This is a genomic window from Saccharothrix violaceirubra (genome assembly GCF_014203755.1).
GTDB lineage: Bacteria > Actinomycetota > Actinomycetes > Mycobacteriales > Pseudonocardiaceae > Actinosynnema > Actinosynnema violaceirubrum.
This window is the reverse complement of sequence record NZ_JACHJS010000001.1, coordinates 73813-92315: the sequence shown is the minus strand read 5'-3', so window position 1 is coordinate 92315 and position 18503 is coordinate 73813. Positions and strand designations below refer to the sequence as shown.

Here is an 18503-nt window from a genome sequence, read left to right as displayed (position 1 = left end):
GCGCGTCGCGACCTCGGCGTTACCACCAATCACCAAGTGCACACGAATGGAGTAGCGCAAAACCTTGTGGTAATCGGCGGCGATCTGCCAAGTTGACAGGGCTCGTCGGGTCGGCTCCCACGCACTCCACACGTCCCGGCGGGCATGTCCCGCGGTCGCAATCCCCCCGTCGAACCGCGGGCCCGCTCCGGATGCCGGGCTCCCCCCGCCCGCGTCCCCAAGAGGCGGGAAAACCGACGCGGGGCGGCTTGAGCATTGACTCCCCCTCTCTCCCAAGCCGCCCCGCGCCTCACTTCTCCTCGGTCTCCACCACCGCACCGGCCGGTGCGGGCGTCTGCCCGAGGTTGCGCCACCAACGCCGGATCCGGGCGCCCAGGAACAGGACGATGCCGAGCGCGGCCAGCCACGGCAGTGCCGCGCCCAACGCCATCAGCAGCCACGCCACGGTGTCGCGCAACGCGCCCCAGCCGCCGGCCAGTCCGTCCAGGAAGCCCGCGTCCTCCTCCGCGACCGGGACAGACGAGTCCGACCTCGTCACGCCCACCTGCACGGTCGACAGCGCGACCTGGTCGCGCAACGCCTCCTGCCGCCGCAAGGACGACTCAAGGTCGGTCTGCCGCCGGGTCAGTTCGCCCTCGATCTGGGCGATCTCGGCGGTCGTGCCGGCCCGGTCGAGCAACGCCCGCAGCCGCTCGACGCTGGCCCGCTGGTTCGCGGTGCGGGTGTCCACGTCGATCAACTGCCCGGTCACGTCCTCGGACCGGACCTCGCGCCGGCCGACCTTCACGTCGGGCAGGTCGCCGAACGCCTTGAGCACCGCGTCCAGTTTGGCCGCGGGCACGCGCAGGGTGAGCGACCCGGACGACTCACGGGAGGTCTCGGTGGCCACGAACCCCTCGGACCGGGTGGCGACCTCCTTGACCCGGCCGAGGGTCCCGGGCACGTCGGACGTGCGCAGGTCGATCTCCGCGGTGCGCACGACCTGCCGTTCCGCGGGCTGCTGCGCCGGTTCCGGTTGGCCCTCCCCCTTGGCCTGGCCGGCATTCGGTTCGGGCGGTGACGCCGCGTCCACGGCCGGGGCGGACGCCGACTGGAGGTCCGTCGAGCACCCCGCGACCAGTGTCGCCATGACCAAGAACCCCGCCGCGACCAGTCTTCGCATTGCCCCTCCCGAGTTCCGAGTTCACTCGTTGGACGGAGGAGCACCGAAGAGCAGTTGCTCAGCGTGTGATCACGATTCAGTCACCAGGTGCCGGAACGCCTGGAGGTTGGCCACCGACTCGCCGCGCGACACCCGCCAGGCCCACTCGCGCCGGATCGCGCCCGCGAAGCCGATCTCCAGCAACGTGTCGAAGTCGCCGTCCGCCGCCTCCAGCACCTGCCCGAGCACGCGGTCGAGTTCGTCGGGTGTCACGGCGTGCAGCCCGATTCGGCCGATCAGGTGGATGTCGCCGGCCTGGTCGATCGTGTAGTGCACGCCGTACAGCTTCGCGTTGCGCCGCAACAGGAACCGGTACACGTCCTCGAACGCCTCGTCGGGCCGGCGGCACACGAACGCCTCCACGAGCAGGGCGTGCCGCCCGACCACCAGCCAGCAGTTGGTCCGCTGCTTGTGCGTGCCGGGCAGGGTCACGAAGAACCGCCCGGGTTCGGGCTCCTCGTAGTCCAGTCCGCGTTCGTCCAACGCCGACCTGATCACGGAGACGGTCAAGCGAACACCTCCTCGCGGAACGTGTCACGGGCCTGCTCGTAGCCGTCGAGCAGGGACCGCGTGGTGCGTTCCCACGAGAACCGGTGCGCGTGCTCGACGGCGTTGCCCGCCAGTTCACCACGGTAGGCGGGGTTCAACGCGATCGCTTCGAGCGCACGCGCCCACGCGGTGGGTTCGTGCCCGGCGACCAGTGCGCCGGACACCCCGTCCCGCACGGCCACGGGCAGGCCGCCGACGGCCGACGCCACGACGGGCGTGCCGCACGCCTGCGCCTCCAGCGCCACGAGCCCGAACGACTCGTTGTGGCTGGGCACGCCCACCACGTCCGACGCCCTGAACACCCGGGCGAGCGCCGCACCGCTCTGCGGGGGCATGAACCGCACGAGGTCCGCGACGCCCAGGCCGGCGGCGAGATCGCGCAGCTCGTCGAGCATCTTCATGCCCGTACCGGACGGCCCGCCCACGACGAGCACGACCAGCCGCGACCGCAGGCCCGGGTCGCGCACCACCATCTCGGCGGCGGCCCGGATCAGCATGTCGGGCGACTTCAACGGCTGGATGCGGCCCACGAACGTGAGCACGACGGCGTCGGCGGGCAGCCCCAGCGCGGCCCGGTCGGCGGCCCGGTCGCCGGGCACGAACCGCTCCAGGTCGACGCCCGGCGGCACGACCAGCACCTTCGCCGGGTCGGCCGTGTACAGGTCGACCAGCTCGGCGGCCTCCACGTCGGTGTTGGCGACGAGCCGGTCCGCCTCGGCGACGACCTGCTCCTCGCCGATCACCCTGGTCCGGGGTTCGGGCGCGTCGCACGCGGCCAGCGCCTGGTTCTTGACCTTGGCCAGGGTGTGCGCGGTGTGCACGAGCGGCACGGCCCAGCGCTCTCGCGCGAGCCACCCGACCTGGCCGGACAGCCAGTAGTGCGAGTGCACGACGTCGTAGTAGCCGGGTTCGTGCCGGGCCTCGGCCCGCAGCACGCCGGCCGTGAACGCGCAGAGCTGGCCGGGCAGCTCGTTCTTGTCCAGGCCTTCGAACGGCCCGGCCACGACGTGGCGCACCTTCACGCCCGGCGCGAGTTCCGCGACCGGTGGCAGGTCCGACGACGTGGCCCGGGTGAAGATCTCCACTTGGACGCCGAGCCGCGCCATCCGGGTCGCGGTCTGCACGATGTACACGTTCATGCCGCCCGCGTCACCGGTGCCGGGCTGCTCCAGCGGCGACGTGTGCACCGACAGGATCGCGACGCGCTTCACCGGTGGACCCCGGCGACGTGAGTGGTGTTCACGCCGTCACTCAACAGCCCTACCCGCACGTACCTTCCCGTGAACGTCCGATAACCGCGAACGTCACAACGTCGGACGTGTTACAGGGCCGACATCGTCACCCACTGGGACCACGGGATCTGCCAGTCGTACCAGTCGAACTGGGCGGGCAGCGTGGTGATCGAGCCGGTGACCTCGACCGGGTCGCCGACCAGCGCGCTGTCGTAGTACGCCTTGGCGTCGGCTTCGAGCAGGTTGGCGCACCCGTGGGACGAGTTGACCTTGCCGATGTTGGCCGCGTTGTCGTTGTTCTCGTGGATGAACTCGCCGTGGTTGGAGAACCGGACGGCCCACTTCTTGAGCACGTTGGTGTAGCCGTAACGCGGGTTGTCGAAGCTGAACTGCGGGTCCTTCTGCATGACCACGAACGTGCCGTTGGGCGTGGTCAGCTCCGCGTCGTCGTCCTTGCCGAACGACGCCGGGTAGGTGGCCACGGTCTGGCCGTCGCGCTGCACGACGAGCTGGTGCGTCGGGGTGTCGATCTTGACGACCTGGTTGCGGCCGATGGTGAAGTCGCTGGTCACGTCCGCGCGGCCGACCGCGCCGTTGCCGTAGTCGACGCCGTACAGCTTCGCCTCGACGTGGATCTTGGTGTCGGCGGGCCAGTACTTCTCCGGCCGGTAGTGGACCTCGGTACCGCTCAGCCACGCCCAGCTGCCCTTGATCCCGGCCGAGTTGGTGACGATCAGCGCCTTCTCCACGGTCGCCCGGTCCGCGGGCTCCTGGTCGAGTTTGACCATGATCGGCACGGCGACGCCGACCTGCTGGTCGTCGCCGGGGAACAGGGTGGCGCGGACCTGGCTCGTCGGGGTGGAGGTCGTGAACGACCCGGTCAGCTCGACGGACTTGCCGTCGGTGCCGGTGGCCTTGCCCGCGTACGTGTACGCCTTGCCGAAGCCGAGGGGTTCGGTGGTCTGCCACGACTTCTTGTCGTCGGCCAGCTTGCCCGCCACCGCCGCGCCCTCGGGGTTGGTCAGCGTGACCTGGTCGATCGTGCCGTCGGAGACCGTCACCTTCACCGGTGTGGTCACGGGCACGTCCGCGGCGCCGGACGCGGGTTCCGCGACGAACTTGGCCACCGGTGCGGCGTCCTTGCCCTCGGACTTCGGCGTCCCCTGCTCGGTCCCGGACGAGCAACCGACCAGCAGGGCACCGCCGAGGAGCAGCGCCGTCAACTTCCTGAGCACGATTTCGACCTCCTGCCGCAAAGGACGTGCCACCGGACCTCGCGGTGCGGGTGATACCCGTCACAACCCTAGGATCGCCGGTGTGAACCGACCTGTCGCGATCGTGACCGGAGCGAGCGCGGGCATCGGCGAGGCCACCGCCCGCCGGCTCGCGGCGGAGGGCTTCCACGTGGTGCTCGGCGCCCGTCGGCTGGACCTCCTCGAGGCTATCGCGGACGAGATCGGGGGTACCGCGCTGGCGCTCGACGTCACCGACGCGGACTCCGTCGCCGCGTTCCTCGCGGCCGTGCCGGACCAGGTGCGCGTGCTCGTGAACAACGCGGGCGGCGCGCGCGGACTCGAACGCGTCGACCAGGCCGACGAGGACAACTGGCGGTGGATGTGGGAGACCAACGTGCTCGGCACGTTGCGGATCACCAAGGGTCTGCTGCCCGCCCTGATCGCCTCCGGTGACGGGCACGTCGTCACCGTCACGTCGGTCGCGGCCGTCGAGGCGTACGACAACGGCTCCGGCTACACCTCGGCCAAGCACGCCCAGTCGGCGCTGCACCGGACGTTGCGCGGGGAACTGCTCGGGCAGCCGGTGCGGTTCACCGAGGTGCTGCCCGGCATGGTGGAAACGGACTTCTCGCTCAACCGCTTCGAGGGGGACGCGGACCGCGCGGACGCGGTGTACCGGGGCCTGACGCCGTTGACCGCCGACGACGTGGCGGACGTGATCGCGTTCGCCGTCACCAGGCCCTCGCACGTGAACCTGGACCGGATCGACCTCAAGCCGCGTGACCAGGCTGCGGCGGCACGGATCCACCGAGCAGGCTGACGTCGAGCTGGTCGAGGACCGGTCCGATCGGGTTGGCGAACGCGCGCAGCGCGCTGCCGCCGCAGTAGAGCCCGACCACGCGGTTGGCGTCGTCGAGCAGCACGGCGCCCGAATCGCCGTGGTCGCCGAAGGGGCCCTCGACCCTGATCTGGTCGCGCAACGTGCGCACGCCCAGCCCCTGGCCGAAGTCCAGCGTGATCACCGCGTCGGTGGAGGCGACTTCGCCGGCGGTGAGCGCGGTGGTGCGCCCCCGTTTGCGCACGCGCTGGTGCTCGTGTGCCGCGGCGTGGCCGTCGATCGGCCCGGCGCCCACGACCTCCGCCCGCCAGTGCGGCGTGGTGAGCTGGATCGCGGCGGCGTCGACCCGGCCGCTCAGCGCGCAGCGCGCGAGAGTCCCGAACCGGTCGCGCACCGGATGGCCGCCGTCCACTCGGGAAGGGTGGACCATGGGGTCGCCGATCGCCCAGGCGTCGTCCACACAGGCCACGTGGAACGCGGTCAGGCCCATCACGCTGCGCTTGTCCCTCGGCGTGACGAACGCGCCCATGGTCCCGGCCACCAGGTAGTCGCCGATCGACGGCACGTCCGGCGGCACCAGCCGCACGGCCCGGCACGGCCCGACGCCGATCCCGCCCTGGAGCAGCTCGTGCCGTTCGGCGCCGCTCACGCCCTCCGGCCGGGCCACGGTGTGGTGCGGCACGAACGTGTCCTGCACGACGTCGGTCAGCACACCGAGCACATCGGACGGGATCGTCAGGTGCCCCGAAGGGCGCTTGCGCCGCACGTACACCACGATCGCCAGGCGTCCCGTACGCCGCCCGCGCACGACCTTGTGCCCGATGTCGACGCCGACGACCCCGGGGCGGGCCAGGAAGTCGCCCTCGACCAGCTTCTTGACCGGCCTGACCGCGGCCCGCACGATGTCCAGATGGTCCATGACGGCCTCCCGGAGATACCCCTACCTCCATGAAACGCGTGGCGTGAGGCTTCGTCACAGGGAGTCACCCGTTCGGCCGGTCAGGCTCTTGCGCGCGCCGAAAACGGGTCGTCGGCCCCGTAGTGGCCGTCGGGCGAACCGCGGTCGACGCGGCGGTATCGGACGGTCAACCCAGGTCGCAGCCCACAAGCACCGGTTCGGGCGTGAGTTCGACGCCGAAAGCCGCGCGCACGCCGTCGCGCACCTCCCTTGCCAGCCCGAGGAGATCACGCGTCGACGCGCCGCCCCGGTTGGTCAGCGCGAGCGTGTGGCGGGTGGACAGTGCGACCCGGTGGCCCCGGTACCCCTTGGCGAACCCGGCGCGCTCGATCAGCCACGCGGCCGACAGCTTGCGGTACCCCGGACCCGCCGGGTACGAGGGCACGTCGACGTCCGCGCCGAGGCGTTCGGCGATCCGGATCAGCACGCCGGTGAACGTGGAGTCGTCGAGCAGCGGGTTGGTGAAGAACGAGCCCGCGCTCCACGTGTCGTGGTCGGTCGGGTCGAGCACCATCCCCTTGCCGCGCCGCAGTTCCAGCACGGCCTTCCGCGCGGCGTCCGCCGGCACCCGGTCGCCCGCGCCGACACCGAGCACGCGGGCCAGTTCGGCGTAGCGGATCGGCGCGGACAGGCCGCCGGAGGTCAACGTGTACCGGGCGCGCAGCACGACCGCGGCGTCCGTGCCCTTCAACACCGACGTGCGGTAGGCCAGGCCCAACGCGGACGCGGGCAACTGGTGCACCCGTCCGGTCCGCCGGTCCAGCAGGTCGACCGAGTCCAGCACCTGCGAGATCTCCACGCCGTACGCGCCGACGTTCTGCACCGGCGTCGCGCCGACCAGGCCGGGGATGCCCGACAGGCACTCCAGTCCGCCCAGTCCCTGTGCGACGGCCTCGGCCACGACGTCGTCCCACACCTCGCCCGCCTCGACGGTGAGCTGCACCAGGCCGTCGCCCAGCGGATCGAGCCGACGACCGAGCGTGCCGACCTGCACGGCGGTGCCCGCGAAACCCTCGTCGGCGACGACCAGGTTGGAGCCGCCGCCGATGAGCAGCAGCGGGTCGCCGGACGCGTCGAGATCGCGGACGGCCTCGACGAGATCGGCCGCCGCGGTCGCGCGGACGAAGCGGGTCGCCGGGCCGCCGAGTCGGAGCGTCGTGCACTGCGACAAGGGCACTCCGGTGCCGGACAGCGGGGTGGTCACGGCCGTCAACGGTAGCCTCCGCGACATGGCACGCCGCATCGAGCACCTGACGTCGTTCGCACACCCCGTCGGGGAGGTGTACTCCGCGCTGGTCGACGAAGGCCACCTGCGCGACCGGCTGGGCGCGTTGGGCGGCAAGGGCGGCGAGGTGCTGGCGTTCACGTCGGACGGCGCCACCACGTCCTACCGGCTGCGCCAGGGCGTGGACGCGTCGAAGCTCCCGTCGGTGGCGCGCGGCGTGCTCGGCGGCGACCTGGTGATCGACCGCGCCGAGGCGTGGACCGCCGCCGGTCGCACCGGGACGGTCGAGGTCACCGTCGGCGGTGTGCCCGGCCAGGTGGACGGCACGATCACGCTGTCGGAAGACGGCACCGGAACGAAGCTCGCCCTGACCGGCCAGGTGAAGGTGTCCATCCCGCTGCTGGGCGGCAAGCTGGAGTCGTTGATCGCCGACCAGGTCGTGGAGCTGCTCGACCGCGAGACCGCGTTCACCGACGGCTGGCTCGACCGCCGGTCCTGATGGCACGCACTCCCCGGCTGGCGGCCGGCCGCGCCCGCGCGCTCGGGCTGCCGACCCGGGGCACCACCAACCCCAACCGGCTGCGCCGCGTGGACCGGTTCGTGGCGCACCGCTTCCGCGACCTGCTGCGGGACACGGCCGAACCGCTCGTCGTCGACCTCGGCTACGGCTCGTCGCCGATCACCACGGTCGAACTGGCGCACCGGCTCCGACCGCTCAACCCGGACCTGCGCGTGCTCGGGCTGGAACTGGACGCCGAGCGCGTCGAGGCGGGCCGGCTCGCGGCCGACCCGCCCCGGCTGGACTTCCGACGCGGCGGGTTCGAGCTGGCCGGACGGCGACCCCACGTGCTGCGGGCGTTCAACGTGCTGCGGCAGTACACCGAGGAGCAGGCGACGCAGGCGTGGACGACCATGGTGTCCCGGCTCGCGCCCGGCGGCGTGCTGGTCGAGGGCACGTGCGACGAGATCGGCCGACGGTGCTCTTGGGTGACCGTGACCTCGGACGGACCGCAGACGTTCACGTTGTCGTGCCTGCCCGCCGACCTGGAAACGCCGGGGGATCTGGCCGAACGGCTGCCCAAAGCGCTGATCCACCGCAACGTCCCGGGTGAACGCGTGCACGCGTTGCTCCTCGACCTGGACGCTTGTTGGGCCGCGGCAGCGCCTTTCGCACCGTTCGGGCCGCGTGCGCGCTGGGTCGAGGCCGTGCGGTCGCTCGCCGGACGCGGCTGGCCGCTGCTCGACGACCGGAAGCGGTGGCGACTCGGTGAATTCACGCTGCGGTGGGATGCCGTCCGTCCCTAGGCTGGGACGAGTGGAACACGCGGATTACGTGGCACATCTGAAGACCCAGTACACGGCGGCACACGCGGCACTCGTGACGAACGACCCGGTCGCACCCGTGCCCAACTGTCCTCAGTGGACGGTATTCGACCTCGTGAAGCATCTCGCCGGCACGCACTCGTGGGCGTTGACCGCGCTGTCGACGCCGCCGGACGGCGCCTGGCCCGCGATCCCGGACCGGCCGGACGCGTGGGACGACCTCGTGCCGTGGTGGGAGGGGAAGTTCGCCGAACTGGCGGACACCCTGGAGCGGCTCGGGCCGGACGCGCCCGCGTGGACGTTCGTGCCGGAGAAGAAGTCCGGCGTGTGGGCGCGGCGGCAGGCGCACGAGACCGGCATCCACCATCTGGACGCGTTGTCCGCGCGGGACGCCGAAGCCCCGGCGCTGCTGTTCGACCCGGAATTCGCGGCCGACGGCGTGGACGAGTACCTCACCTGGATCCTGCCGCTCGCGGCCGAGCGGATCCCGATCGAGGTCGAGGGCCGGGTGCTCCTGCACGCGGCCGACGCCGGCCGCACCTGGGAGGTCGTGGTCGGACCGGACCGGAAGCCGTCCGTGCACGCCGTCACCGGTTCGGGCACCGACGCGGACGCCACGGTCGCGGGCACCGCCGACGCGGTGTACCGGGCGGTCTGGGGTCGACCGGGCGGCGCCATCGTGTCGGGTGACCGACGGCTCTTCGACGGCCTTCCCCGGCCGTAGATCCTGGATACTCGGCGGGTGCCTTCGCCAGAACGTCGCTACGTGATCACCTTCGGCTGCCCGGACCGGACCGGCATCGTGGCCAGGATCTCCTCGTTCCTGACCGAGTACGGCGGCTGGATCGTCGAGGCCGCCTACCACACCGACCCGGTCACCAACTGGTTCTTCACCCGCCAGGAGGTGCGCGCGGACTCGCTGCCCTTCGGAGTGGAGGAGCTGCGCGAACGGTTCGGCGCGATCGCCCGCGAACTGGGCGCCAACGCCAACTGGCGGGTCACCGACACCGGCGAACGGCGCCGCGTCGTGCTGCTGGTGTCCAAGGAAGGGCACTGCCTGTACGACCTGCTGGGCCGGGTGGCGTCCCGCGAACTCGACGTCGACGTGGCGTCGGTGATCGGCAACCACCCGGACCTGGCGGGCATCACGCGGGCGCACGGCATCCCGTTCCACCACGTGCCCTTCCCGGCCAACGACCCGGACGGCAAGCAGGCCGCGTTCGCCCAGTTGCGCCAGCTCGTCGACGTGCACAAGCCGCACGCCGTCGTGCTGGCCAGGTTCATGCAGATCCTGCCGCCCGAGCTGTGCGCGGACTGGTCGGGACGCGCGCTGAACATCCACCACAGCTTCCTGCCGTCGTTCATCGGCGCCCGGCCGTACCACCAGGCGCACAGCCGGGGCGTGAAGCTGGTCGGCGCGACCTGCCACTACGTGACGGCCGACCTCGACCAGGGGCCGATCGTCGAGCAGGACGTGATCCGGGTCGACCACAAGGACTCGATCGGCGACATGGTCCGCAAGGGGCGGGACATCGAGAAGGTCGTGTTGGCCAGGGGGTTGCGCTGGCACCTGGAGGACCGGGTGCTGGTGCACGGGAACCAGACCGTCATCTTCTGAGGACTCCGGTGAACCGATCGGGCGTGGCGTACGTGCCTTGGTGCGTCACGCCCGATCCGCTTTCCGAATCCGGAGAATCCCCATGCGTCGCAAGCATGTCGCGTCCCTTGCCGCCCTCGTGACAGCGTTCACGCTGACCGCGTGCGGCGGGCAGCCCGCCGCCGAACCGGCTCCCGCACCGGCCCCCGCCCCCGCGCCCGCCGCCGAGCAGCAGCCGCAGGGCGACCCGTCCGAGGTCTCGTTCCTGGCCGGCACCGCGCGTTCCAACAAGGCCGACGAGACGACCGGCGACCTCGCACCCCCGGACGCGTCGCAGGACGTGCGCGACAAGTGGGTCCAGCTGCGGGCGTCGCGCGCCGGCGACCTGGACCCCGTCGTCGTCAACGGCGCCGGCCTGACCCTCTACCGCTTCGACAAGGACTCCGCGAGCCCCTCGCGGTCCACGTGCTCGGGCGACTGCGCGAAGACGTGGCCGCCGGTCACGATCGCCAAGGGGGGCAAGGTGTTCGTGGCCGGTGTGCGCAAGGCCGACGTCGGTTCCGTCCGCCGCGACGACGGCCGCACCCAGCTCACGATCAAGGGGTGGCCGGTCTACCGGTTCGCCAAGGACACCAAACCCGGCGACACGCTCGGCCAGGGCGTCGGCGGCACGTGGTTCGGCGTCACGCCCGACGGTCGCAAGGCGGGTACGCCGGCCGACCGGCCCGCGCCGGCCCCCGACCCGGCCGCGAAGCCCGCGACCTCCGTCACGCTGTTCACCGGCAAGAACTTCGACGACACCAGCGGGAACAACTTCGCCACCGGCATCGCCGGTCCGGGGTGCCAGGACGTGCGCGGCGAGTTCCGGTCGCTGTCCACAGCGGGCTCGGTGAAGCTGTGGTCCGAGCCGAAGTGCAAGGGGCGTTCGGTCGTCGTGAGCGAGGACGTGGCGGACCTGGGCACGGTGGGCTTCCTGCCGAAATCCCTGTTCTTCTCCTGACGTCCGGCCGGCGGACGTAGGCTGCGGACGTGCGCACCGAGATCAGAACCGTCGAGGGGGCACGTGCCGCCGCGGACCTGCGTGGCGCCGTGCTGACCGGCCTCGACCTGACCGCCGTCGACCTGCGCGTGCCGCTCGACGGCGCCCTGTTCCTCGGCTGCGTGCTGTCCCCGGCGACACAGCGCCGGGCCGACGCGGCGGGCGCCCTGGTCTTCCCGCACATCCCGGACCTCCCGTACGAGGTCTACCGCTCGCACCTGTACACCCCGGCCGAACTGTTCGCGGACTTCGACCCCGACCGGCCGGAGTCCTACGCGGACACGCCGGACGCCCGGGTCTACCGGCACAGCAGGCAGCAGGGACACCACCCGGACCCGTTGCACGCGTTGGCCGAACGATTGCACGACCACGCCATCACCGAGGCGTTGAACGAGGTCCTGACCGGTGCGCCGGTGGCCGTCATGGGAGGTCACGCCCTGGGGCGTGACACCGCCGGCTACCGGCGTGCCGTCGAACTGGGCGACGCCCTGGGCCGGGCGGGCTTCACGGTCCTGACCGGAGGCGGTCCGGGCGCCATGGAGGCCGTGCCGCTGGGCGTGCGGGTGGGCGTGGACGAGATCGTCCTGAAGGAACTGGCGAAGGCGCCGAAGTTCGGCGACTCGCCCGAGTCGATCGGCCGGTGGCTGGCGGCGTTCCCGGAACTGCCGAAGACGGATGGTCCACGCACCATCGGCATCCCGACCTGGTTCTACGGTCACGAACCCCCGAACCCGGCGTGCGAACTGCACGCGAAGTACTTCGCCAACTCGGTGCGGGAAGAGGGCCTGCTCACCGTGGCGACCGGGGGGATCGTGTACACGCCGGGCAGCGCCGGCACGGTGCAGGAAGTCTTCCAGGACTACACGCAGAACCATTACGCGTCCGTGGGCCCACCGGCCCCGATGATCTTCTTGGGCCGGGAGTTCTGGACGACGGAGATCCCGGCGGCACCGTTGGTGCGGCACCTGGCGCGCGGGCGTGAGGCGGAGCGCTGGATTCTCGTGACCGACGACATCGCCGAGGCGACCGAGTTTTTGAGCGATTACGCCGCCGGCTGAGCATTCACCGGCTACACGACGGAATCGCCGCGCCCCGCCAGGCCCCCGCGCTCCACCGAACGTCGCCACCGATCAGTGCGACCATCGGTGGACCGAGGGGAGCGTGATGGCCTCACTGCGAGAAGTCGGACAACACCTCGTCAACGCGGCGGCACGACTCGGCGAGGCCATCCGTGCCGCACACCACGCGGCTGACCCCGCCAAGGACGCCCAGGACCTGATCAGCGCGGCCGGGGCGGGATCGGACCAGGCGGACTTCGCCCAGACCCATGCGCGGTTCGACACGGTGGTCGACGGGATCACCGACCCGCCGACCGGCATCGGCGCACGACTCGCCGCGATCCGCGAATACACCGATCGGGCGGGAATTCCACTTACCCCGGAGCACGGTCCACTACCGGGCCAGTCGCCGAAAGGCGGTTCACCGGAACACATCGAGAACCTTCGCAAGGAGTTGCCGGCGACAGTGCGGTCCGGAGTGGGACAGGACGCGTGGCGGATGTTGCGAGCCATCGACTTCCCCGCGCCCGGACCTCCGATCACCTCGGGGTCCACTCTCAGGGTCTACGGACCGAGATACCAGAAGACCTTTACCGGAGGGATGCGCGCGCCGTGGCAACGCTGGAGGTCTGGTACGACCAGATGCCCGAGAACGACTTCGGCCCAGGCGACCCGGCGATCATCGTCGGCACCGAGGCGGAGCCGGCGGCCTTGGTGGACAGGGTGAGCGCGAAATCCGCGACCCAACCGTGCCCCTCGATCGTAAGCATGTACGTGGCCGGCGATCCGTACGGGCATCCGTCCTTGAACGCCGGGATCGGTGCCGAACGGGCCTATGTGCGGATCGGCAGTCGGACGTCCATCCGCACCGTCGGCGATGCCGACGCCGTCGGCGAAACCACGTACGACTTCCAGGGACACGGCGAACCGATCCCGCGACGGCACGAGGTCCCGCTCGCCATCGTGCGCGAAGTCCTCGCCGCCTACATGCACCACGACGGGACCATCCCCGAGGACTTCGCCGACCTCCACGTCACACTCTGAACACCTACCGCGCCAAATCCTCCACCACCTGGGCGCCCGGCAGTTTGGCCAGCACCTCGCCGGGCACGAGGAGTTTGCTGCCGCGGATGCCGCTGCCGATCACCAGTTCCGGCGCGGCGGCCACCTCGGGCGACAGCAGGATCGGCCATTCCGCGGGCAGGCCGACGGGCGTGATGCCGCCGTACTCCATGCCCGTCAGGGAGACCGCGTCGTCCATGGGCGCGAACGACGCCTTACGCGCGTCGAGCAGTCGACGCACCACGCCGTTCACGTCGGCACGCGTGGTGGCCAGCACGACGCAAGCCGCGTAACGCGTCACGTCTCCACGCCGTCCCGCGACGATCACGCAGTTCGCGGACGCCTCCAAAGGCGACCCGTAGTGGGCGCAGAACTCGGCCGTGTCGGCCAGCGTCGGGTCGATTTCGGCGACACCCAACCGGGCGGCATCGGGGAACGCGCCCAACAGGGCGGCAACCGGCGGCGCGACGAGGTCCGGCCGGTCGGGGGCGGGTACGGGGTTCAGGGTTCCGGCGATCGTCCACATCCACCCCATCCTGCCGGCCGGCTTGACCTTGACGTTACGTCAACCTCTACCGTGGTGAGCACGGGAGGGACGGGACATGGCCTGGTCGATCGCACAGGTGGCACGGATGTCCAAGGTGACCTCGCGGACGTTGCGGCATTACGACTCGATCGGACTGCTCACGCCCGCGTGGACCGGCGACAACGGCTACCGCTACTACGAGCGTGAGCAAGTGCTGAGGTTGCAGCAGATCCTGTTGCTGCGGGACCTCGGTCTGGCGCTCGACACCGTCGCGGAGGTGCTCGCCGGCCGGCATCGGGCGGTCGACGTGCTGCGCCACCACGAGCGCCAGATCCGCGCCGAGCGGGAACGCCTGGCCACGCTCGCCCGCTCCGTCGCCAAGACGATCGCCGAACTGGAAGGAGGACCCGAGGTGAAGATGGAAGAACTTTTCGAGGGCTTCGACGCCGAGCGCCAAGCCCGCTACGAGGCCGACCTCGTCGAGCGCTACGGCGAGGGCGTCACCGAGCACATCGAGGACAGCAAGGCCCGCATGAAGGGCTGGTCCAAGGCCGACGCCGCGGACTTCATGGCCGAGTGGGAAGAGATCGGCAAGGCGTTCGCCGCCGCGTTCGACGCGGGTGTCGCACCCGACGACCAGCGCGTGCAGGACGTGACCGACCGCCACTACCGGTGGATCCTGCGGAGCTGGACGCCCAACCGCGAGTCCTACACCGGGCTCGGGCAGCTCTACGTCGACGCCGAGGACTTCAAGGTCCAGTTCGACGCGCACGCCGAGGGTTTCGCCGAGTACGTCCGCGACGCCATCGCGGTCTACGCGCAGACCCGCCTCTGACCGGTGTGGTCGGGGGCCATGGACCCCGACCACACCGGTCACCTCGGGCTGGGCACCGGGCGGTCCGACACCAGGTCGGCCAACCACCCGCGCACGCTCGGTCGCGCGTCCGGCCACGACGGAACGATCTCCAGCCGCCCGTTCGGGAACGCCGCGGCGGTCCGGGCCGCGACGGTCACCGGGTGCAGCGGATCGTTCTCCGCGCCGACCACGAGCACAGGCGCCACAACCCGCCTCAACGGCGAAAGATCGGTGACCGCGACCTGTCCGGGCAACGCGGCCAATGCCCCGTCGAGCCGCCGGAACGCCCAACGCCGCTGCTCGAAGTAGTCGGCCGGCCCGTCCACCGACGTGATCATCGACTCGCGGGACAACCGGGGACGCGGCTCGTCCAACACGGCGGGCAGCAGCAGGGCGACCCGTTCGAACGCGTCGGGTTCCGCGGCGAGCAACGCGACCAGGGCAGCGGCGGTCAACGACACGCCGATGGCCCGCGTGGCACCCACCTCACGGGCGACTTCACGCAGGTCGGCGGCAATGCGCGAGTAGTTCCAGTAGTCGTCGGGGGCGTCCGGCTCGTCCCCGTGCCCGGGCAGCGTGACGACGACCCGCGTGCCGCGTACTCCGGACGCGGGAATGCGGGCCTCGCCGGGCGTGGCGCCCAGACCGTGCCCGATGAGAGTGACCGGCGCCCCGGAGCCGTGGCTCCGGTAGGTCACCACCTCGGGCCGCGTTGGATCTCGATCAGCCGAGGACGAACGTCCACGAGGTAGACCGACACCGCGACGAACCCGGCAACCCAGAAGATGCTGCCGGCGCCGAGCAGCTCGAAGAGGATCAGCGCGAACGTGCCGCCGCCGGTGATGCCCAGCCAGGCAGGCTTGGTCATCCGCTCCGCGGCCTGGAACGCCTCCGCCCGCTGCGTCAGCGCGTGGCCGAACGCGAACAGACCCATGACCAGCGCCACCGACTGCAAGATCAGCAACACCCACAGGTCGAGGTAGAGGGGTGAGAACGGTGGTAGATGGATGGACAGCACAGGCCAAGCCTACGTGCGCCAAGCCGACCCGGTACAGCCGAAGCAACCCGCCGAGCACCTCGGCTCATGGTGCCTGAACGCACATTTCACGGTGCCTGAACGCACAACTCGCGGTGTCCGAATGTATAACTCGCGCGTTGGCGAGGGCCTTGACACCCGATCGGGGGTGCCTGAGCGCGTGTTTCGGGGTGTCCGGGTGGAGGACACACAACCCGCCTACTCGGCAGCCTTACGCGACCGGGTAGCCCGCCGAGCAGTGGTACGCACCTCCTCGGCCACCTCACCCCCGGCGTCCACCACAGCCTCCGCCACCCGCTCGGACACGGTGTCCACGTCGTCGGCCACCTTCTCCCCGGCCTCCCGAGTACGCCGCGTCACCTTGCCGAGCACGTCGTCGGCCAGGTCACGAGCCTCGGAAGCGGCCTCCTCGGTGCGCTTCTGCACCGTCCCCACCACCTCCTCGACCTGGCTGATCGCCTTCTGCAGCTCAGGCCGGTTCTTCAACTTCTCCAAAGTCTGTTCCCCCTGCTCGGCCAGGAACTGGAACAGGTTCACCGCCGACTGGGTGTAGGCGTCCACGACCTTGCGCAACTCCGCCGGGTCGAACTTGTCGCGCAGGTCGGTGGCCTGGGTGGACTCCACCCGCTCACGCGCCTTCCCCAAAGCGTCGATCACGGCCTTGGCGGCCAGGTCACCCGCGCCCAGGGCGGCGAGCAACGGGGTCCGTGCCGCGGCGGCGACCTGCTCGCCGGCCTTGCGCAGTTCTTCCGCGTTGGGCAGCTTCGACATGAAGATCACTCCTCCGGACCGGCGGTGTTCTCCCGCCGGAAAGACTCGTAGACGTCGAGCAGCACCTGTTTCTGCCGCTCGGTCAGGTCGGGGGCCGCGACGATGGCGTCGGCCAGGGCGCCTCCGGCGCGTTCCTGGAGGATTCCCGCCTCGACGTACAACGCCTCGGCGGAGATCCGCAGCCCCTTGGCGATCTGCTTGAGGATCTCCGCGCTGGGTTTGCGCAGCCCTCGTTCGATCTGGCTTAGGTACGGGTTCGAGACGCCGGCGAGTTTCGCCAGCTGCCGCAGCGAGATCTTCGCCGTGTTGCGCTGACGGCGGATGTAGTCGCCGATGTCGGCGACCGCCTCGTCGATCGACTTGTCCACCGCGGCACCTCCACTTCCGACGGTACGCGCGGATGCTAGCTCCTGCAAGCACTCTGCTAGCGGAGCGGACGTGTGCCCGCGCACAGCGCTACCGTGTGGCGATGGACCGCGCCACCCGCCTGCGGCACGAGCTGGTCGACCACCTCGTCTCCGTCGGCGCCCTGCGCACACCCCGCTGGGTCGACGCGTTTCGCCAGGTCCCGAGGCACGTCTTCCTGCGCGCGTTCTTCGTCCGCCACGACGACGGCTCGTGGTCGGCGGTCACCGACGAGCACCCCGACCACCTCGACCTGGTCTACGCCGACAACGTCCTCGTGACCCAGCTCGGCGGCACGACCACCGCCTGGCAAGCGCACCGGGCGCGCGGCACCCCCACCAGCTCGTCCTCGATGCCCGTGATCATGGCGATCATGCTGGAGGCACTGGCCCCCGAACCGGGCGCCCGCGTGCTGGAGATCGGCACCGGCACGGGCTACAACGCGGCCCTGCTCGCCCAGGCGCTCGACGACAAGGCCGTGACATCGGTGGACGTCGACCCCGAAGTTCTCACCCACGCCACCGAATCACTCGCACTGGCGGGCCACGCACCCCGATGCGTGCTCGGCGACGGCGAACAGGGTCACCCGCCCGACGCGCCTTACACCCACATCCTCGGCACATGCGCGGTCGACCGCGTCCCACCCGCATGGCTGGCCCAGGCCGCCCCCGGCGGTGTCGTGGTCACGACCCTCAACCGCTCGCTCGGCGCCGGCCTGGTCCGCCTGGCCGTCCACGACGGCGTGGGCACCGGACCGGTCCTTGCCGACGACGGCCGCTTCATGCCCCTGCGCGCCCACACCCCGACCTGGGCCGACGCCCTGCTCGCCGAGGCACGGGAGGGCGGGGACGTCCGCCTCACCGAACTGCCCGGTTCCACGGTCGTCGACCCCACCGCCGGGTTCGAGTTCTTCGCGGGAGTGTGCCTGCCCGGCGTGGTCGCGGGGCTGGATCCGGTCCGCCTGGTCGCGCCGGACGGCTCGTGGGCACGCCAGAACGGCGCCGGCGTCGCCCAGTCCGGCGACCGCCGCCTGTGGGACGAAGTCGAAGCCGCCTACCGCACGTGGCTTTCGTACCGCCGCCCCCGCCGTGCCGCGTTCACCTACACGGCCACACCCACCGAGGCGTACTTCACGCACCCGCCGACCGGCCGCACGTGGCCGGCCTGACCCCGATCAGTCGAACAGCTCCTCCAGGAAACTGCGCCGACGCCGCTGGTGGTGGCCGTAGTCGTAGTACCCCGGCGAGGGCGGTGGCGGCGGACCGGGCACCGTACCGGGCGGCGGCTGGTACGGAGGCGGCGGCTGATAGGGCGGCGGCGACCCGACCGGCGAACCCACCGGCGACCCGACCGGCGCCGACCCGACCGACGGTGGCGGCGACGCGTAGTGGTCACGTTCCGCGGCCACGATCTGATCCAACTCGCCACCGTCGAGGAACACGCCCTTGCAGTTCTCGCACTGCTCGATGTGGACGGCACCGCGAGTGATCGTCTTCATGAGGTCCGAACACTTGGGGCAGATCACGTCATCGAGAGTACGCACGCCACAGGGGTGACCGCCTCGCCACCGATGGTGACAGGTGGGACATGAT

General features: G+C 71.0%; 22 protein-coding genes. 10 read left to right on the top strand and 12 right to left on the bottom strand.

Features of this window, described 5'->3' with window-relative positions:
• Positions 1-289: 289 nt before the first annotated feature.
• From F4559_RS00480 to F4559_RS00465, 4 genes are all read right to left on the bottom strand, one after another.
• Entirely contained in the window at positions 290-1162 is an 873-nt protein-coding gene (locus tag F4559_RS00480) for a DUF4349 domain-containing protein (RefSeq protein ID WP_184665622.1), read from the bottom strand.
• Positions 1163-1231: 69 nt separating this feature from the next.
• Entirely contained in the window at positions 1232-1711 is a 480-nt protein-coding gene (locus F4559_RS00475; RefSeq protein ID WP_184665621.1) for a type III secretion system chaperone family protein, read from the bottom strand.
• A complete protein-coding gene (mshA, locus tag F4559_RS00470) occupies positions 1708-2961 on the bottom strand; it encodes a D-inositol-3-phosphate glycosyltransferase (RefSeq protein WP_184665620.1) in 1254 nt (417 codons plus the stop codon). Before mshA ends, F4559_RS00475 begins: the two co-directional genes overlap by 4 nt.
• Before the next feature lie 110 nt (positions 2962-3071).
• Positions 3072-4217: a L,D-transpeptidase gene (locus F4559_RS00465; RefSeq protein WP_184665619.1), complete on the bottom strand. Its 1146-nt coding sequence runs from the start codon at positions 4215-4217 to the stop codon at positions 3072-3074.
• An 82-nt stretch (positions 4218-4299) separates the two neighbouring features.
• On the opposite strand from F4559_RS00465, the gene F4559_RS00460 reads away from it, so the two are divergent.
• On the top strand, positions 4300-5037 hold the full coding sequence (locus F4559_RS00460) for an SDR family NAD(P)-dependent oxidoreductase (RefSeq protein WP_184665618.1): 738 nt from the start codon (positions 4300-4302) through the stop codon (positions 5035-5037).
• Here F4559_RS00460 and F4559_RS00455 read toward each other — a convergent pair.
• Complete coding sequence (locus tag F4559_RS00455) at positions 4988-5974, bottom strand: chymotrypsin family serine protease (RefSeq protein ID WP_184665617.1); 987 nt, start codon at positions 5972-5974, stop codon at positions 4988-4990. The genes F4559_RS00460 and F4559_RS00455 overlap by 50 nt on opposite strands.
• 166 nt (positions 5975-6140) lie before the next feature.
• A complete protein-coding gene (locus F4559_RS00450) occupies positions 6141-7244 on the bottom strand; it encodes a UDP-N-acetylmuramate dehydrogenase (RefSeq protein WP_246445029.1) in 1104 nt (367 codons plus the stop codon).
• Between F4559_RS00450 and F4559_RS00445 the strand changes: the two genes are divergently transcribed.
• From F4559_RS00445 to F4559_RS00415, 7 genes are all read left to right on the top strand, one after another.
• Entirely contained in the window at positions 7243-7737 is a 495-nt protein-coding gene (locus tag F4559_RS00445; RefSeq protein ID WP_184665615.1) for a DUF2505 domain-containing protein, read from the top strand. The two genes, F4559_RS00450 and F4559_RS00445, sit on opposite strands and share 2 nt — an antisense overlap.
• A complete protein-coding gene (locus F4559_RS00440) occupies positions 7737-8543 on the top strand; it encodes a class I SAM-dependent methyltransferase (protein ID WP_184665614.1) in 807 nt (268 codons plus the stop codon). Before F4559_RS00445 ends, F4559_RS00440 begins: the two co-directional genes overlap by 1 nt.
• A 10-nt stretch (positions 8544-8553) precedes the next feature.
• Positions 8554-9285: a maleylpyruvate isomerase family mycothiol-dependent enzyme gene (locus F4559_RS00435; RefSeq protein ID WP_312865411.1), complete on the top strand. Its 732-nt coding sequence runs from the start codon at positions 8554-8556 to the stop codon at positions 9283-9285.
• An 18-nt stretch (positions 9286-9303) separates the two neighbouring features.
• On the top strand, positions 9304-10179 hold the full coding sequence (gene purU / locus F4559_RS00430; protein WP_184665612.1) for a formyltetrahydrofolate deformylase: 876 nt from the start codon (positions 9304-9306) through the stop codon (positions 10177-10179).
• Between the two features lie 82 nt (positions 10180-10261).
• Positions 10262-11158 carry a hypothetical protein gene (locus tag F4559_RS00425; protein WP_184665611.1) on the top strand — a complete coding sequence of 299 codons (897 nt, stop codon included), beginning with the start codon at positions 10262-10264 and terminating at the stop codon, positions 11156-11158.
• 29 nt (positions 11159-11187) lie between these two features.
• Positions 11188-12255: an LOG family protein gene (locus F4559_RS00420; RefSeq protein WP_184665610.1), complete on the top strand. Its 1068-nt coding sequence runs from the start codon at positions 11188-11190 to the stop codon at positions 12253-12255.
• A gap of 492 nt (positions 12256-12747) precedes the next feature.
• The gene (locus F4559_RS00415; RefSeq protein WP_184665609.1) at positions 12748-13299 is read left to right on the top strand and encodes an Imm1 family immunity protein; all 552 of its coding nucleotides are present in this window, start codon (positions 12748-12750) and stop codon (positions 13297-13299) included.
• Positions 13300-13303: 4 nt separating this feature from the next.
• On the opposite strand, the gene F4559_RS00410 is transcribed toward F4559_RS00415, so the two are convergent.
• Positions 13304-13852 carry a YbaK/EbsC family protein gene (locus tag F4559_RS00410; RefSeq protein WP_376774614.1) on the bottom strand — a complete coding sequence of 183 codons (549 nt, stop codon included), beginning with the start codon at positions 13850-13852 and terminating at the stop codon, positions 13304-13306.
• Between the two features lie 67 nt (positions 13853-13919).
• On the opposite strand from F4559_RS00410, the gene F4559_RS00405 reads away from it, so the two are divergent.
• Positions 13920-14678 carry a MerR family transcriptional regulator gene (locus tag F4559_RS00405; protein WP_184665607.1) on the top strand — a complete coding sequence of 253 codons (759 nt, stop codon included), beginning with the start codon at positions 13920-13922 and terminating at the stop codon, positions 14676-14678.
• A 38-nt stretch (positions 14679-14716) separates the two neighbouring features.
• On the opposite strand, the gene F4559_RS00400 is transcribed toward F4559_RS00405, so the two are convergent.
• The 4 genes from F4559_RS00400 to F4559_RS00385 all read right to left on the bottom strand — a co-directional run bounded on the left by F4559_RS00400 (position 14717) and on the right by F4559_RS00385 (position 16874).
• Positions 14717-15397 carry an alpha/beta fold hydrolase gene (locus F4559_RS00400; protein WP_184665606.1) on the bottom strand — a complete coding sequence of 227 codons (681 nt, stop codon included), beginning with the start codon at positions 15395-15397 and terminating at the stop codon, positions 14717-14719.
• The gene (locus F4559_RS00395; protein ID WP_281386463.1) at positions 15394-15672 is read right to left on the bottom strand and encodes a DUF2516 family protein; all 279 of its coding nucleotides are present in this window, start codon (positions 15670-15672) and stop codon (positions 15394-15396) included. The genes F4559_RS00400 and F4559_RS00395 overlap by 4 nt, the downstream gene beginning before the upstream one ends.
• Before the next feature lie 261 nt (positions 15673-15933).
• Positions 15934-16506, bottom strand: coding sequence for a hypothetical protein (locus F4559_RS00390; protein ID WP_184665605.1), 573 nt, complete (start codon positions 16504-16506; stop codon positions 15934-15936).
• A 5-nt stretch (positions 16507-16511) separates the two neighbouring features.
• Positions 16512-16874, bottom strand: a complete 363-nt coding sequence (locus F4559_RS00385) for a helix-turn-helix domain-containing protein (protein ID WP_184665604.1) — start codon at positions 16872-16874, stop codon at positions 16512-16514.
• 101 nt (positions 16875-16975) lie between these two features.
• On the opposite strand from F4559_RS00385, the gene F4559_RS00380 reads away from it, so the two are divergent.
• Positions 16976-18079: a methyltransferase domain-containing protein gene (locus F4559_RS00380; RefSeq protein ID WP_184665603.1), complete on the top strand. Its 1104-nt coding sequence runs from the start codon at positions 16976-16978 to the stop codon at positions 18077-18079.
• Between the two features lie 6 nt (positions 18080-18085).
• Here the strand turns inward: F4559_RS00380 and F4559_RS00375 are convergent, their stop codons facing one another.
• On the bottom strand, positions 18086-18436 hold the full coding sequence (locus F4559_RS00375) for a TFIIB-type zinc ribbon-containing protein (protein ID WP_184665602.1): 351 nt from the start codon (positions 18434-18436) through the stop codon (positions 18086-18088).
• Positions 18437-18503: the final 67 nt, after the last annotated feature.

Bases quoted from the DNA above. Each gene is read 5' to 3' on its own strand.
- F4559_RS00380 (WP_184665603.1), top strand. From the start codon at position 16,976: ATGGACCGCGCCACCCGCCTGCGGCACGAGCTGGTCGACCACCTCGTC.
- F4559_RS00410 (WP_376774614.1), bottom strand. From the start codon at position 13,852: ATGGGGTGGATGTGGACGATCGCCGGAACCCTGAACCCCGTACCCGCC.
- F4559_RS00455 (WP_184665617.1), bottom strand. From the start codon at position 5,974: ATGGACCATCTGGACATCGTGCGGGCCGCGGTCAGGCCGGTCAAGAAG.
- F4559_RS00480 (WP_184665622.1), bottom strand. From the start codon at position 1,162: ATGCGAAGACTGGTCGCGGCGGGGTTCTTGGTCATGGCGACACTGGTC.
- F4559_RS00425 (WP_184665611.1), top strand. From the start codon at position 10,262: ATGCGTCGCAAGCATGTCGCGTCCCTTGCCGCCCTCGTGACAGCGTTC.
- F4559_RS00405 (WP_184665607.1), top strand. From the start codon at position 13,920: ATGGCCTGGTCGATCGCACAGGTGGCACGGATGTCCAAGGTGACCTCG.
- F4559_RS00445 (WP_184665615.1), top strand. From the start codon at position 7,243: ATGGCACGCCGCATCGAGCACCTGACGTCGTTCGCACACCCCGTCGGG.
- F4559_RS00450 (WP_246445029.1), bottom strand. From the start codon at position 7,244: ATGTCGCGGAGGCTACCGTTGACGGCCGTGACCACCCCGCTGTCCGGC.
- F4559_RS00440 (WP_184665614.1), top strand. From the start codon at position 7,737: ATGGCACGCACTCCCCGGCTGGCGGCCGGCCGCGCCCGCGCGCTCGGG.
- F4559_RS00390 (WP_184665605.1), bottom strand. From the start codon at position 16,506: ATGTCGAAGCTGCCCAACGCGGAAGAACTGCGCAAGGCCGGCGAGCAG.